Annotated in this window: 15 protein-coding genes; 13 read left to right on the top strand and 2 right to left on the bottom strand. The window is 72.6% G+C overall.

The genetic code is table 11. The features are described 5' to 3' along the window. Positions 1-193 precede the first annotated feature (193 nt). The 8 genes from ABIC52_RS03795 to ABIC52_RS03760 all read left to right on the top strand — a co-directional run bounded on the left by ABIC52_RS03795 (position 194) and on the right by ABIC52_RS03760 (position 6,739). Positions 194-1,075, top strand: coding sequence for a S26 family signal peptidase (locus ABIC52_RS03795; RefSeq protein WP_354026657.1), 882 nt, complete (start codon positions 194-196; stop codon positions 1,073-1,075). Further along, positions 1,072-1,932, top strand: a complete 861-nt coding sequence (locus ABIC52_RS03790) for a LamG domain-containing protein (RefSeq protein ID WP_354026656.1) — start codon at positions 1,072-1,074, stop codon at positions 1,930-1,932. The genes ABIC52_RS03795 and ABIC52_RS03790 overlap by 4 nt, the downstream gene beginning before the upstream one ends. Positions 1,933-2,075: 143 nt before the next feature. Then, positions 2,076-3,284, top strand: coding sequence for a sensor histidine kinase (locus ABIC52_RS03785; protein ID WP_354026655.1), 1,209 nt, complete (start codon positions 2,076-2,078; stop codon positions 3,282-3,284). Then, entirely contained in the window at positions 3,272-3,934 is a 663-nt protein-coding gene (locus ABIC52_RS03780; protein WP_209823722.1) for a response regulator transcription factor, read from the top strand. Before ABIC52_RS03785 ends, ABIC52_RS03780 begins: the two co-directional genes overlap by 13 nt. A 57-nt stretch (positions 3,935-3,991) precedes the next feature. Next, entirely contained in the window at positions 3,992-4,777 is a 786-nt protein-coding gene (locus tag ABIC52_RS03775; RefSeq protein WP_354026654.1) for a DUF4097 family beta strand repeat-containing protein, read from the top strand. A 126-nt stretch (positions 4,778-4,903) separates the two neighbouring features. Next, positions 4,904-5,623: a copper resistance CopC family protein gene (locus tag ABIC52_RS03770; RefSeq protein ID WP_354026653.1), complete on the top strand. Its 720-nt coding sequence runs from the start codon at positions 4,904-4,906 to the stop codon at positions 5,621-5,623. Further along, positions 5,620-6,330, top strand: coding sequence for an NUDIX hydrolase (locus ABIC52_RS03765; RefSeq protein WP_435526058.1), 711 nt, complete (start codon positions 5,620-5,622; stop codon positions 6,328-6,330). The genes ABIC52_RS03770 and ABIC52_RS03765 overlap by 4 nt, the downstream gene beginning before the upstream one ends. A 22-nt stretch (positions 6,331-6,352) precedes the next feature. Further along, positions 6,353-6,739: a DUF1304 domain-containing protein gene (locus tag ABIC52_RS03760; protein ID WP_126891089.1), complete on the top strand. Its 387-nt coding sequence runs from the start codon at positions 6,353-6,355 to the stop codon at positions 6,737-6,739. On the opposite strand, the gene ABIC52_RS03755 is transcribed toward ABIC52_RS03760, so the two are convergent. Together ABIC52_RS03755 and ABIC52_RS03750 are read right to left on the bottom strand one after the other, a co-directional pair. Next, positions 6,736-7,137, bottom strand: a complete 402-nt coding sequence (locus tag ABIC52_RS03755; protein ID WP_126891088.1) for an arsenate reductase ArsC — start codon at positions 7,135-7,137, stop codon at positions 6,736-6,738. The two genes, ABIC52_RS03760 and ABIC52_RS03755, sit on opposite strands and share 4 nt — an antisense overlap. A 150-nt stretch (positions 7,138-7,287) precedes the next feature. Continuing rightward, positions 7,288-8,088, bottom strand: a complete 801-nt coding sequence (locus ABIC52_RS03750; RefSeq protein WP_354026652.1) for a DNA-formamidopyrimidine glycosylase family protein — start codon at positions 8,086-8,088, stop codon at positions 7,288-7,290. 91 nt (positions 8,089-8,179) lie between these two features. On the opposite strand from ABIC52_RS03750, the gene ABIC52_RS03745 reads away from it, so the two are divergent. From ABIC52_RS03745 to ABIC52_RS03725, 5 genes are all read left to right on the top strand, one after another. Further along, a complete protein-coding gene (locus tag ABIC52_RS03745; RefSeq protein WP_354026651.1) occupies positions 8,180-9,217 on the top strand; it encodes a LacI family DNA-binding transcriptional regulator in 1,038 nt (345 codons plus the stop codon). A gap of 126 nt (positions 9,218-9,343) precedes the next feature. After that, a complete protein-coding gene (locus ABIC52_RS03740) occupies positions 9,344-10,609 on the top strand; it encodes an ABC transporter substrate-binding protein (protein WP_126891085.1) in 1,266 nt (421 codons plus the stop codon). Between the two features lie 76 nt (positions 10,610-10,685). After that, positions 10,686-11,639, top strand: a complete 954-nt coding sequence (locus ABIC52_RS03735; RefSeq protein WP_126891084.1) for a carbohydrate ABC transporter permease — start codon at positions 10,686-10,688, stop codon at positions 11,637-11,639. Beyond that, positions 11,636-12,508, top strand: coding sequence for a carbohydrate ABC transporter permease (locus tag ABIC52_RS03730; RefSeq protein ID WP_250366377.1), 873 nt, complete (start codon positions 11,636-11,638; stop codon positions 12,506-12,508). The genes ABIC52_RS03735 and ABIC52_RS03730 overlap by 4 nt, the downstream gene beginning before the upstream one ends. 68 nt (positions 12,509-12,576) lie before the next feature. Then, positions 12,577-13,836, top strand: coding sequence for a family 1 glycosylhydrolase (locus ABIC52_RS03725; RefSeq protein WP_354026650.1), 1,260 nt, complete (start codon positions 12,577-12,579; stop codon positions 13,834-13,836). Positions 13,837-13,964: the final 128 nt, after the last annotated feature.

The following is a 13,964-nucleotide window of genomic DNA, read 5'->3' as shown; positions in this document are numbered from 1 at the left end:
TCGGGGTGGGGGTTTTATCGTCCCCGTTTTCCTTGTCTCCGGCGCCCCGGGTTGGCTGGGGGGGCGCCGCCCGCGTGGGTGTCGCGCCCCCCCCCCGCCCCCCCCCCCCCCGCCACCCCCTCCCACGCAGTCCCCCACCCGCACCACCCGCCGTCCCCGCCTGCCGGGGCGGCCGACCCCACCGGAGCAGCAGATGAGCCAGACCGCAGCGATCCCGCTCAGCGGCACGCTCGACCGGCCGGTCCTGCGCGGACGGGCCGTCTCCCGTTCCGAGACCGTCCTCGCCTGGACCGTCGCGGTCGTCGCCGCCGTCCTGCTCACCGCCGCCGTCCTGTTCCTGTCCGCGGGCGGTCGCTGGTTCGTCGTCGAGACGCCCTCGATGGGCGACGCCGCCCCGGTCGGCACGCTCGTACTCGACCTGCCCGTCGACGTGGACACGCTCGCGGTCGGTGACGTCGTCTCCTTCGCGACCGACGCGAACCCCGGTGTCGTCTACACGCACCGCATCATCGGCATCGACGCCGAGGGCCTGCACACCCGCGGCGACATCAACGGCGCCACCGACCCGTGGACGCTCACGCAGCACGACGTCATCGGCGCGCCGGTGCTCCTCGTCCCCCACCTCGGCTGGCTGTTCCGGGCCGCCCCGATCCTGCTCGTCGGCACCCTGCTGATCTGGACCCTCACGAGCGCCTTCACCGACCGCGTGACGCGCACCTGCCTCCGCATCGCCGGCGGCGCCCTCACGACCTCGTACGCGGCGTTCGTCCTGAAGCCGTTCGTCAACGTCACGACCATCACGAACACCTCGAGCCCGCACGGCGTCGAGGCGACGATCGTCTCCTCCGGCATCTTCCCCGTCCGCGTCGACGCCCACGGCGGCAACTCGGTCCACCTGGTGGACGGCCAGGTCGGACGCGTCGTGATCGAGGAACTCACGAAGAACGGGCACTACCAGTTGACCTCGAACATCGACCTCGACCCGATGGGCTGGGCCGCGCTCATCCTGGTGTGCCTCGTGCCGCTCGTGCTCTGCCTGGCCGTCGGTCGTGTCGAACCGGTGCGTACATCGTGACCGGCCGCCCCCTGCGCTCCCTGCGCGACGGCCGGGTCGTCGCCGTCCTGCTCGTCGTCGCCCTCGCCGTGGTCGTGCTGCTGAACCAGTTCGCCCCGACCCGCTCCGCGTACAGCGCGACGGTGACGAACTCGACCAACTCCGCGGCCACCGCGCCGTACTTCACCTGCGGCGCCGCAGCGCTGGCCGACGCGTCTGGTGCGTTGTTCGCGTACGACCTCGACGAGGCCGCCGGGTCGCGCACCGCCGCCGACTCCTCCGGCAAGAACGCTGCGGGCACGTACCAGGGCTCCATGGCCACGACCGCGAACCCCGGGGCCTGCACCCGCGACGGCGGCACCGCCTACACGCTCAACGGGTCGACGAGCTTCGTCTCGACGCCGCGCTCGTACGCGAACCCGACGACCTTCAGCGAGGAGGTCTGGTTCCGCACGACCGTCGCCGGCGGGCTGCTCATCGGGTTCGGCAGCAACCAGGTCACCACCTCGGGGCAGCACGACCGGCAGATCTACGTCAACACCGCCGGACAGCTCGTGTTCGGCGCGTACAACGGCGCGACGCAGGTGATCACCTCGCCGAAGGCCGTCACGGACGGCGCGTGGCACCACGTCGTGTCGACCATGTCGCCGACGAACGGCATGCGCCTGTACCTCGACGGCACGCTCGTCGCGTCGAACTCCGCGTTCAAGGCACCCGAGAACTACACCGGGTACTTCCGCATCGGCTACGACACCATCAGCGGGTGGCCGGGTGCCCCGGGCAACTACTCCTTCACCGGCCAGATGCGCTACGCCGCCGTGTACTCGACGGAACTGACCGCGACGCAGGTCGCGAACCACTCCGCAGCCGGTCGCTGACGCGGCCACGAGCCGGACGGGAGGCGCGTGGCGGTGTTCGCCACGGGCCTCCCGTCCGTCCGTGAGCGGGTGGGGGAAACCCCCACCCGATCGTGCGGCCACCACCGTCGAGGGGTGCTCGCGTCCGCCCCTACTGTGAAGCCGTGCAGAAAGCGACCGCCCTCTGGAGCTCCGCAGTGGACCTCCTCCTCGACGCGTTCCTCGGGTTCGTCTGGTTCGTCCTCGTCGTCACGCTCCTCGCCACTTCGATCGGCAGCATCCCCGCGGCCGGTGTCGGGGTGCTGCTCCTGGTGGCCACCACCCTGACGGCTCGATGGGGCGCCGAGGTCGAGCGCCGCCGCGCAGCGGCCCTCCACGACGTCGAGATCCCCCGTCCGGTCCGCAGGGCGACCCGCGTCACCGGACCCTGGCGCCCCGTGGTGCAGGCGTTCGTCGACCTCGCCGACCCGGTGACCTGGCGGGTCCTGGCGCACCACCTGGTGTCCACCGTGCTCGGCTGGGGCTTCCTCGGGCTCGTGACGCTCGCGCCGTTCGTCCTGACGTCGCCCCGGACCGGTCCGCTGCTGGGCCTGCTGCCGAACGGCACGGCCGGCAGTGTCCTCGCCGGCGTGGTGCTCCTCGTGGTGACCGTGCTGTACGTGTGGGGCGCCGGCAGCCTCGACCGGGCGCTCGCGCCGCTGCTCCTCGGTTCGAGCCGGACCGCGGCGCTGCAGGACCGCATCGACCGCCTCACGGACGCCCGGCAGGGAGCGGTCGACGCCGCGACGACCGAACGGCTCCGCATCGAGCGCGACCTGCACGACGGCGTGCAGCCGCGGCTGGTGGCGCTCGCGATGACCCTCGGCATGGCGCGATCGCGGTTCGACAGCGACCCCGCGGCCACCCGGGAGCTCCTCGACCAGGCGCACCGCGACGCGAAGGACTCGATCACCGAGCTCCGGCAGCTCGCCCGGGGGATCCACCCGGCGATCCTCACCGACCGCGGGCTCGACGCCGCACTGTCCGCCGTCGCCGCGCGCAACGCCGTCCCCACGGCCGTCGACGTGGCGCTCACCGCCCGACCGCGGCCCGAGGTCGAGGCGGTCCTGTACTTCGCCGTCGCCGAGGCGCTCACGAACGTCGCGAAGCACTCCGGCGCCGCGCGGTGTTCGGTCACCGTCGAGCAGGTGACCGGCGGCATCCGCACCGTGGTGTGGGACGACGGCGTCGGCGGTGCCGGCACCGACGGACACCCCGGCGGAGGCCTCAGCGGGATGCGGGACCGCGTCCGTGCGGCCGGCGGCACCCTGCTGACCGAGAGCCCCGTCGGCGGCCCGACCCGAGTGACCGTGGAGGTCCCGTGCGCATCGTGATCGCCGAGGACGCCGTCCTCCTCCGTGCCGGACTCGTCCGCCTGCTCACCGACGCCGGACACCAGGTGACGGCCGCCGTCGACACCGCTCCGGCCCTGCTCGACGCCGTCGCCACCGACCGCCCCGACCTGGCGATCGTCGACGTCCGGATGCCCCCGACCTTCACCGACGAGGGGGTCCGGGCCGCCGTCCTCATCCGGGCGCAGCACCCCGGGGTCGCGGTGCTCGTGCTCTCCCAGTACGTCGAGGAGCGCTACGCCGCCGACCTCATCACGAGCGACACCGCCGGGCTCGGGTACCTGCTCAAGGACCGCGTGGTCGAGGTCGACGAGTTCCTCGGTGACGTCGCCCGGGTCGGCTCGGGCGGCACCGTGTTCGACCCCGAGGTGGTCGCGCAGATCCTCGCCCGCTCCCGCCGCACGGACGGCATCGACACCCTGTCCCCTCGGGAGCTCCAGGTCCTGCAGCTGATGGCCGAGGGACGGTCGAACAGCGCGGTCGGTGCCGAGCTGCACATCACCGAGAGCTCGGTCGAGAAGCACGTGTCCGCCGTGTTCACCAAGCTCGGCGTCCCGGCGGAGGGCACCGGCAACCGCCGTGTGCTCGCCGTCCTCCGCTACCTGTCCGAGGCCGCTGGCCGGGGACGCTGACCGCGCACCTGCCCCGACATCCCATCCCGCACCACCACCCGAAGGAACGAGTTCCCCGTGACGACGACCGCCCCGCCCACCAGCACCACGCCCCCGCCGGCTCCCCGGCGCCCCCGCACCCTGCGGACCGTCCTGCTCGTGGTCGGCTCCGTCCTGCTCGTCGCGCTGCTCGCCCTCGTCGTCGTGCAGTCCGTCGCCGCTGCCGACCGCCAGGACCACTCCCGGACGAGCGCCGTCGACGAGTCCTTCGACCGCATCCGGATCGACACCGGTTCGACCGACGTCCGCGTCGAGCGGGCCGACGTGGACCGCACGGAGATCGTCTTCGTCGCCGGGGACACCCGACTCCGTGAGCGGCACGCGGTCCGCGACGGGGTGCTCGACCTCACGGTCGCCGGCCCGGCGTGGAGCATCGTCGACCTGTCCGTCGGGGTCCGTCAGGGCGCAGGCCTGACGGTGCGGGTGCCGTCGGACGCCGCAGACGTCCCGATCGAGGTCGGCGCCACCGTCGGCGACGTGCTGCTCGCCGGCACCTGGGGCGACGTCGTCCTGACGAGCACCGCCGGTGACGTCGCGTTCGACGGTCGCGCGGACACCCTGACCGTCGAGGCGACCTCGGGGGACGTGGACCTCGCACTCGGTGCGGCACCGCGGAGCATCTCGGTCGACACCACCTCCGGCGACCAGGAGGTCCGCCTGCCGGACGGCCGGTACGCGATCACCGCCGAGGCGACCGTCGGCGAGGTGGACAACGAGCTCGGCACCGACCCGGGTGCCGCGCAGCGGTACCGGTTCACGGCGGTCGCGGGCGACATCGAGATCGAGCGCGCGCCCGGTCGCTGACGGGTCGACGGACGGACGGGAGGAGCGTGGCGGGGTCGCCACGCTCCTCCCGCCGCCGCACCGGAGGCCCCGGGTACGCTCGGGGCGTCCGGTACCAGCCGGGTCCGCCCTCGTCGAAAGGCACCCGTGCGTCTCCGAGCCCTCCTCGCCACCGTCGTCGTCGGAGCGCTCGCGCCCGTCCTGCTCGTCGCCGGACCGGCGTCCGCCCACGACGTGCTGGTCTCGTCCGAACCGGCGGCCGACGCGACGGTCGTGGGAGACCTGGACCGCATCACCCTGACCCTGTCCGAACCGCCGCTCAGCGGCCTGCAGACCGGCATCGTGATCAGCGTCACCGACGCGCAGGACGCCGAGCACACGTCCGGTGACGTGACCGTCGAGGGCAACACCATCGGCAAGGACCTCGACGTCTCCGAGACGGGTTCGTACCTGGTGCGGTGGCGGAGCGTGTCCGTCGACGGGCACCCGATCTCCGGCGAGTACCGGTTCGCGTCGAGCGGCCCGGCAGCGCTCGACCCCTCGACCTCCGGCGTTGCGGAGACACCGGCCCCGACCGCTGCAGCGTCCTCCGCAGCACCGACCGCGACCGCGACGGCGGACGCCGCGTCCGGGACCTCCGACGAGGTGTCGGCGACCCAGGCGGCGGCCGCCCCGGTCGATCACCGACACCACACGATCCTGCTGCTGATCGTCGCGCTCGTCGTCGTCGGGTTCGCCGGCGTCGTCGGCGTCCGCGCGCTGCTGGCTCGTCGGAACGGCGTCCCCGCTGACGGCACGGCTGCGGACGGCCCGTCCGCGGACGGCCCGACTGCCGACAGTACCGCCGAGGACGGCACGCGCCGGTGACCCGGGTGGGGCAGAGCCCGTCGGCTGCGGCTGCCCGCGCGGCGCTCGCCGCCGTCGCCGGTCCCGGCGCCGTCCCGCTCGTGCCCGCGATGCCGAGCACCGCAGACCCGCGGGCGGCCGCCGTGCTCATGCTCTTCGGCGTCCTCGACCGGGTGCCCGCCGAGCGCGCAGCCGCGGCCGACGCCGTGCACCGCGACCTCGACGTCCTGCTGCTCGCACGAGCGTCGACCCTCCGCTCGCACCCGGGCGAGATCGCGTTCCCCGGCGGGCGCATCGACCCCGGTGACGCCGACGCGCCCGCAGCAGCCCTGCGCGAGGCCCGCGAGGAGACCGGGCTCGACCCCGCCGGCGTCGAGGTCCTCGGCACCCTGCCCGCCGTCCCGCTCGCGCACTCGAACCACCTGGTGCGGCCGGTGCTCGGGTGGTGGCGCGAACCGACACCCGTGCGGGTCGTCGACGAGCGGGAGTCCGCCGCGGTCTTCCGGACACCCGTCGCCGACCTCCTCGACCCGGCGAACCGTGGGGTCACCGTGCTGCGCCGAGGCGGTCAGGAGTGGCGCGGGCCGGCCTTCACGGTACGGTCGGACGAGGGCGCGCACACGCTCTGGGGGTTCACCGCGATGCTCCTCGACGCGCTCTTCGACCGGCTCGGTTGGGCGGAGCCGTGGGATGCCTCGCACGAGCTGCCCCTGCCGTCCGGACGCTGACCGGACGTCGTAGGGTCGGGGCATGACCGTCGTCGCCCTCGTGTTCGCCGCCCTCGCCGCGCTCCTGCACGTGTACATCTTCGTGCTCGAGTCCGTCCTCTGGACCACTCCGCGAGCGCGGAACACCTTCGGCACCTCGGAGCAGGAGGCCGCGGCCACCCGCTCGCTCGCGTTCAACCAGGGCTTCTACAACCTGTTCCTCGCCGTGCTCGTGCTGGTCGGCATCGTCGTCGTCGCGTCCGGCGGTACCGCGGTCGGCCTGACCCTCGTCGTCGCCGGGACCGGGAGCATGCTCGCCGCCGCACTGGTGCTGTTCACGAGCGACGCGACGAAGCGCCGGGCCGCGAGCACCCAGGGCGCCCTGCCGCTCCTGGCGCTGGTCGCGCTCGGGATCGCCGCGCTGGTCTAGACGAGGTCGGCGAGCAGCGTCTCGACCCGCCGCCGGACCTCGTCGCGAACCGGACGGACCTGCTCGATCGGCAGGCCGGCCGGGTCGGTGAGCGCCCAGTCCTCGTAGCGCTTGCCCGGGAACACCGGGCAGGCGTCGCCGCACCCCATGGTGACGACGACGTCGGCCTGACGCACCGCGCCGGTGGTCAGGACGGCGGGCTGCTCGCCCGCGATGTCGATGCCCTCCTCGGCCATCGCCTGCACCGCGACCGCGTTGATCCGGTCAGCGGGTTCGGACCCGGCGGAGAACACGTCGACGCGGTCACCGGCCAGGTGCCGGAGCCACCCCGCCGCCATCTGGGAGCGGCCGGCGTTGTGGACGCAGACGAACAGGACGGCGGGCTTCTGGTCGGGCACGGTGACTCCGGTGGTCGGTCGGGAAGGGTGCGCTCATCCTGCCGTACCGAGGTGGACGGACGGGACGGCCGACGACCGGGCCGGGCGACGGACGGGAGGCCCGTGGCGGGCCGGCACCGTGCCTCCCGTCCGTCCCGTGGCGCCGGAGGGTCAGCTCGCCGCGGGCTGACAGCGGGGACACCACCAGACGCGTCGGGGCGCGGAGCCGACCACCTCGACGTCGTCGCGGGCGCGCACCCGCGTCCCGCAGCGCAGGCACGGCCGGCCGGCGCGGCCGACGACCCAGTGGCGCTCGCCGCGACGGAGCACCCCGGTCGTCACCTGGTACGCGTCGGGCGTGGTCGCGGAGTGTCGGAGCATCCGCTGCGCAGCGTCGAGCAGCGCGGTCACGTCGACCGTGCCGATCGGCCGGTCCGGGTGCAGCCCGCGCACGAAGCCGAGCTCGTTCGCCCAGAGGTTGCCGAGCCCCGCCACGCGCCGCTGGTCGAGCAGGACGGTGCGCACGGGCAGGTCCGGATCGGCCGTGCAGCGGCGGACGGCCTCGTCGCGGTCGAAGTCGTCGTGCAGCAGGTCGGGTCCGAGGTGCCCGACCGCCAGGTGCTCGTCGCGGGTGGCGAGCAGTTCGACCACGGGCAGGGCGATCCCCCACACCGTGCGACCGTCGTCGAGGGCCATGCGCACCCGGGCGTCCTGCGCGGCGCGTGTCGGCAGCCGCTTCCCCGCGCCCGTCGTGGTCCACGAGCCGGTCATCCGCATGTGGGTGTGGAGCGTCGTGCCGTCGTCGAACCGGGTGAGCAGGTGCTTGCCGTGCGTGGCGTGCTCGACGATGCGTCGACCGCCGAGCGGGGTGCCGGCGTCGGCGCCGCCGCGGAGCTCGCCACGGGCGACCAGGGCGCCGTCGACCGCACGGAGTCGGGTTGCCAGGCGGTGGACGGAGTCGCCCTCGGGCATGTCGTCACGCTAGGCGGGGCCACCGACAGCGGTGCTGCGTGCGGTAGGTTCCTGCGGAACGCAGTCCACGCTGCCGGGAGGGAGCGCGTCCATGGTCGAAGGACACCGCTCGCCGCCGACGATGAGCGACGTCGCAGCGGTCGCCGGTGTCTCCAAGAAGACCGTCTCGAACGTGCTCGCCGGGTACGAGCACGTGTCGGCGCGGACGCACGACCGCGTCATGGCCGCTGTCGAGCAGCTCGGCTACGAGCTGAACGTGTCGGCCAGGAACTTCCGCTCCGGCCGCTCACGCGTGCTCGGGCTGGCGCTGCCCGAGCTCCGTCAGGCGTACTTCGCGGAGCTCGCGGACGCGGTCATCCGCGCTGCCGGGGCGCTCGGGTACACGGTGCTCGTCGAGCAGACCGCCTCCGGCGAGCGGGAGCCGGACGCCATCACCCGGATGCGCGAGCACTCCATCGACGGGATCATCTACAGCCCGCTCGCGGTGCGACCCGGGGATGCCCCGGCCCTCGACGTGAAGTTCCCGCTGGTCGTGCTGGGGGAACCGGTCGAGGACAGCGACGCGACGTTCATCACGATGTCGAACGCAGATGCCTTCCGTGACGCGACCGAGCACCTCGTGCGGGCAGGCCGGTCGTCCATCGCCTTCGTCGGTGCAGACCCGGACGGTCCGGTGCGGACCGCGGAGGAGCGTCTGCGCGGGTACCGCTCGGCCCTGGACGCACACGACCTGCCGTTCCGGCCGGAGCTCGTCGTGTCGACGCCGCTCTGGCACCGGGCCGACGGGGCGGAGGCCGCGACGCGACTGCTCGCCGGTGGCCGCGCAGTCGACGCCGTCGTCTGTTGCAACGACGCCCTGGCGCTCGGGGCGATGAGCGCCCTGCAGCTCGCAGGTCGGTCCGTGCCGGGCGACGTGGCCGTGGTCGGGTTCGACGACATCGAGGAGTCGGCGTACTCCACGCCCGCCCTGACCACCGTCTCCGCCGACCTCGACCGGGTGGCGGCGACCGCCGTGGACATGCTCGTCGGTCAGCTCGAGCGGGGCGAGGCCGCGGTGGCAGGGGTGGTCCGGTCCCCCCACCGACTGGTGGTGCGGGCCTCGTCGGTGGACGGCGCGCGGACGGACTGACCCCGGGTCGACAGGACTGGTGCTTGACGTCCTCGCCACTGCCCGTTACCTTCCATTTACACCGGTGTAAATCCGGCAACCCGAGAGTCCCGCACGCCGCTGTGCCGGACGGATGGCAGGTGTTCAATGAAGAAGCACGTCGCAGTCGTCGCGCTCGCTGCAGCCGCGGCGGTGGCCCTGGCCGGGTGCGCCGGCTCCCCCGGGTCCTCGTCCTCCGACGCCCACGTCGACCTGACGTTCTGGCACGGGTACACCGAGGCCGACGGCAAGGTCCTCGACCAGATCGTGAAGGACTTCAACGCCTCGCAGTCGAAGGTGACGATCTCCACCCAGACCAAGACGTGGGCGGTCATCGACGACACGATGCTCCCCGCGCTCTCCGCGAAGAAGGGCCCCGACCTCGTCGCGATGACGTCGGACCGCCTGCCGGTGTACGCGCAGAAGAAGGCCCTGGTCGACCTCGACGACTTCTACGACGAGACCTCCAGCAACACGCGCGAGCTCAAGGAACAGGCGGTCGCCATGGAGACCGTCGACGGCAAGCGCTACGGCGTCCCGAGCGGCTTCGTGCCGCTCTCGGTGATCTACAACAAGAAGCTCTTCGCCGAGGCCGGTATCGACTCCTTTCCGACCACCTGGGACGAGTGGGTCGCCGACGCGAAGAAGCTCACGAAGGACACCAACGGCGACGGCACACCGGAGCAGTACGGCCTCGTCCTGCCCGACCACCAGACGGTGGGCAACGGCATCTGGCCGAGTCTGTTCGCGGGCAACGGCGGCTCCGTCACGAACGAGGCGGGCACGAAGTCGACCATCGACTCCGCGGCGAACCGCGAGACGCTCGCGTACTGGACCAAGGCCGTGACCGAGGACGGGATCTCGCCCACGGGTGTCGACGGCATCGCCGCGGACAAGCTCTTCACCGCGGGCAAGACCGCCATGGAGATCGGCGGGCCGTGGATGGCCAGCGTCGCCGAGGGCGCGGGCATCGACTACGGCATCGCGGCGATCCCTGCAGGTCCGAAGGCGCAGACCGCGTCGGCGATCGGCATCTCGCTCGGCGTCACCGCGCAGACCGACGACGCGAAGCAGCGCGCCGCCGAGCAGTTCCTCGCCTACTTCAACGAGAAGACCGTCGCCACGAAGTGGGCGCTCGGCTCCGGGTGGCCGCCCCTGCGCACCGACATCACCGCGAGCGACGTCGGCCAGAACCCGACCGTCGCGACCCTGACCGGGCTGCCCGGCACCACCATCCCGCTGCTGCCGGGTGTGGTGAACAGCGCCGACGTGCTCACCGCCGTCGACACCGCCACGCAGAAGGCGCTCGCCGGCGGCAACCCCGCCGAGCTGCTCGGGGCCGCGGACGCCAGCGTCCGCTCGGCCCTCCGATGAGACCGGCGGGCGGGGACCTGCGCTCCCCGCCCGCCTCCTTCCGCTCCGCCAGCACCGCCCCCAGCAGGGAGACCCCATGACCACCCAGCAGCTCGGTCGCCGCCCGCGCTACCGTCCGCCCGCACAGCTCGGCGGCCGAACCCCCGTCGGCGGCACCTTCCGCCGACGCGCGACCATCGTGGGCTTCCTCGCCCCGGCGATCGTGGTCATGGGCGCCTTCGTCCTCTGGCCGATGGTGTCCGCACTCCGCCTGTCGTTCACCGACGCGAGCGGCTTCGGGGACCCGTCCTGGGTCGGGCTCGCGAACTACACGCGGGTGTTCACCGACCCGGACGTGCTGCGGTCGATCGGCAACACCGCGCTCTACTCGGTGCTGTTCACTCCGGTCGCGATCGCCGTCGCGCTGGTGCTCGCCCTGGTCCTGAACCACCCCGCGCTGCCGTTCCGCGGGTTCTTCCGCTCGGCGCTCTTCCTGCCGTTCATCGTGTCGCTCGCGGTCGCCGCCTTCGCGTGGTCGTACCTGCTCGACCCGCAGATCGGCTTGCTCAACCACTGGCTGCAGGTGGTCGGCATCCGACTCGGCAACGTGCTGCAGGACCCGACCCTGGCCATGCCGACGGTCGTGCTCGTCGCGGTGTGGAAGAACTTCGGTTTCTACATGGTGATCTTCCTCGCCGGCCTGCAGGAGATCCCGACGAGCCTGTACGAGGCGGCGCAGCTCGACGGTGCGAACGCTCCGAAACGCTTCGCCCACGTCACCTGGCCGATGCTCAGCAACACGATGGCGTTCGTCGTCATCGTCGCACTCATCGCAGCACTGCAGGCGTTCGACCAGATCTACGTGCTCACCGGCGGCGGTCCGTACCGCTCGACCGAGACGATCGTCATGCAGGTCTACCAGTCCGGCTTCAAGGACCTGGACATCGGGTTCGCGAGCGCGCTCGCCTACGTGCTGCTCATCGCGACGCTGCTGCTGAGCCTCGTCCAGTTCCTGTTCTTCGGCAAGCGCGGGGAGGACACCGCATCATGACCGCCCTGCCCCGCCCCGCGGTGCTCGCCACCCGCCGCACCGCAGCCCGGAAGCCCCTGCCCCTGCGCTGGCTCGGGTTCGCCGCGGTGCTCGTGGTCACGCTCGCCGTGCTGCTCCCCGTGCTCATCATCGTCTTCACGGCGTTCAAGCCCGCGAGCGAGGTGAACGCCTACCCGCCGACCCTGTTCCCGCACACGTGGACGCTCGACAACTTCCGCGCGATCTTCACGCAGCTGCCCTTCGCCCGACTCATCGGCAACAGCTTCGTGTTCGCCGGCGGGGTCACCCTGTTCGCGCTCGCCTTCGACGCCCTGGCGGCCTACGCACTGGCCCGGCTCGACTTCCGTGGCAGCAAGGTCCTGCTCATCGTGATCATCGCGAGCCTGATGATCCCGTTCCAGGCGACCCTGATCCCGATCTACCAGCTGGTCTCGGACCTCGGGTGGGTGAACACCTTCGCGGGCCTCATCGCACCGCGGGCCGCCGACGCGTTCGGGATCTTCTTCCTCCGACAGTTCTTCGTCGCACTGCCCCGTGACCTCGACAACGCCGCGCGCATCGACGGTGCGTCGGAGTGGCGGATCTTCCGGAGCATCATCCTGCCGAACGCCGTCCCCGCCCTGCTGACGCTCGGCATCTTCACCTTCGTGAACAACTGGAACGACCTGCTCTGGCCGCTCGTGTTCACCACCGACCAGGACATGGGGACGATCACCTCCGGCCTGACCCTGCTCACCGGGCCCGGCGGCATCATCCCGCAGGGCGTCATGATGGCCGGCGCGCTCATCGCCGTGCTCCCCCTCGCCGTGATGTTCCTGCTCGTCCAACGCCGCTTCATCGAGAGCGTCGCGAGCACGGGGCTGAAGTGACCGCCCCGGTCGCACCCGACTCGCGGACGGCCGGCACCCCGACCGTCCCGACCACGAAACGAGACACCATGCACTGGTCCGACGACGGCCGCCTGCACTTCGCCCTGGGCATCGAGGACACCTTCGTCCCGCAGGCCCGGCCCGGCGAACGCGCGATCGACGAGTACGAGCTGACCGACCACTACCGGCGCTACGCGTCCGACCTCGGGCTCGCCGTCGACGTCGGCGCAGAGCTCCTCCGCTGGGGCGTCCCGTGGTACCGCGTCTCGCCCGAGCCCGGCGTCTGGGACTGGTCCTGGGTCGACCGCGTGATGGCCCGCTTCCGCGAGACCGGACTCACGCCCGTCGTCGACCTGCTGCACTACGGCACGCCGCTGTGGCTCGAGGGACAGTTCGCGAACCCCGACTACCCGACGCACGTCACCGAGTACGCGGCACGCTTCGCGGCGCGGTACGGCGACGTCGCCACCGACTACACGCCGGTCAACGAGCCCGTGATCCACGCGCTCTTCACCGGCGAGTACGGCTACTGGCCGCCGTACCTGACGGGCGCGGCGGGCTCCGCGCGGATGGCGACGGCCCTCGCGACGGGGTTCGTGTCGACGCAGCACGCGATCGCCCGGGAGCTCGGTGACGCCGCCCACTTCGTGCACGTCGAGGCCGGCATCCGCTACGTCGGCGACGTCGACGCCCCCGAGCACCGGGACACCGTGGCGCGGCTGCGCGACCAGGCCTTCCTCGTCGAGGACCTGGTCACCGGCGGCGTCGACGCGGACCACCCGCTGGCCGCCGGGCTCCTCGCCCACGGCACGACGCCCGCTCAGCTCGACTGGTTCCGCGAGCACGCCGTCCGCCCCGACGTGATGGGCGTCAACTACTACCCGCTGCACTCCACCGAGGTCTTCGAGCGGGGTGTCCACCACGGCGGCGGCTTCGCCGACCCGCGGCCGTACCGGGACACCGGCACCGAGGGCCTGCGCGACGTCCTGACCACCTACGCCGAGCGGTACGGTGCCCCCGTCATGCTCACCGAGACCTGCGTCACGGGCACGGTCGCGGAGCGGATCGCCTGGCTCGACGACTCGGTGTCGACGCTGCACGAGCTGCGGTCCGAGGGGCTGCCCGTCGTCGGCTACACGTGGTGGCCGTTGTTCGACATGTACGAGTGGACCTGGCGGCACACCGAGGCGCCCCGCTCAGAGCACCTGCTGACCATGGGGCTCTACGACCTGGTCGAGGACGGCGAGGGCGGGCTGGACCGCGTCCGCAACCCGGTCGCGGACGCGTTCGCGCGGCACGCGCGGTCGGCCGCCGCGATCGCGGCCTGAGACGTGTCCGCGGCCGGCCCGCGGACACCGGTCGCGACCCGAGGGCGACCGACACCGGACGGGAGGCCCGTGGCGACCCCACGGCGTGCCTCCCGTCCGACGACCAGCACCACCACACCACCGATCGG

The organism is Curtobacterium oceanosedimentum (assembly GCF_040545555.1).
GTDB lineage: Bacteria > Actinomycetota > Actinomycetes > Actinomycetales > Microbacteriaceae > Curtobacterium.
Note: the sequence above shows the minus strand (reverse complement) of the source record. Positions and strands in the feature narration are given on the sequence as shown.

Excerpts from the sequence above, each read along its gene's own strand:
- ABIC52_RS03795 (WP_354026657.1), top strand. The coding sequence starts at position 194 with ATGAGCCAGACCGCAGCGATCCCGCTCAGCGGCACGCTCGACCGGCCG.
- ABIC52_RS03760 (WP_126891089.1), top strand. The coding sequence starts at position 6,353 with ATGACCGTCGTCGCCCTCGTGTTCGCCGCCCTCGCCGCGCTCCTGCAC.
- ABIC52_RS03750 (WP_354026652.1), bottom strand. The coding sequence starts at position 8,088 with ATGCCCGAGGGCGACTCCGTCCACCGCCTGGCAACCCGACTCCGTGCG.
- ABIC52_RS03745 (WP_354026651.1), top strand. The coding sequence starts at position 8,180 with ATGGTCGAAGGACACCGCTCGCCGCCGACGATGAGCGACGTCGCAGCG.
- ABIC52_RS03740 (WP_126891085.1), top strand. The coding sequence starts at position 9,344 with ATGAAGAAGCACGTCGCAGTCGTCGCGCTCGCTGCAGCCGCGGCGGTG.
- ABIC52_RS03735 (WP_126891084.1), top strand. The coding sequence starts at position 10,686 with ATGACCACCCAGCAGCTCGGTCGCCGCCCGCGCTACCGTCCGCCCGCA.
- ABIC52_RS03730 (WP_250366377.1), top strand. The coding sequence starts at position 11,636 with ATGACCGCCCTGCCCCGCCCCGCGGTGCTCGCCACCCGCCGCACCGCA.
- ABIC52_RS03725 (WP_354026650.1), top strand. The coding sequence starts at position 12,577 with ATGCACTGGTCCGACGACGGCCGCCTGCACTTCGCCCTGGGCATCGAG.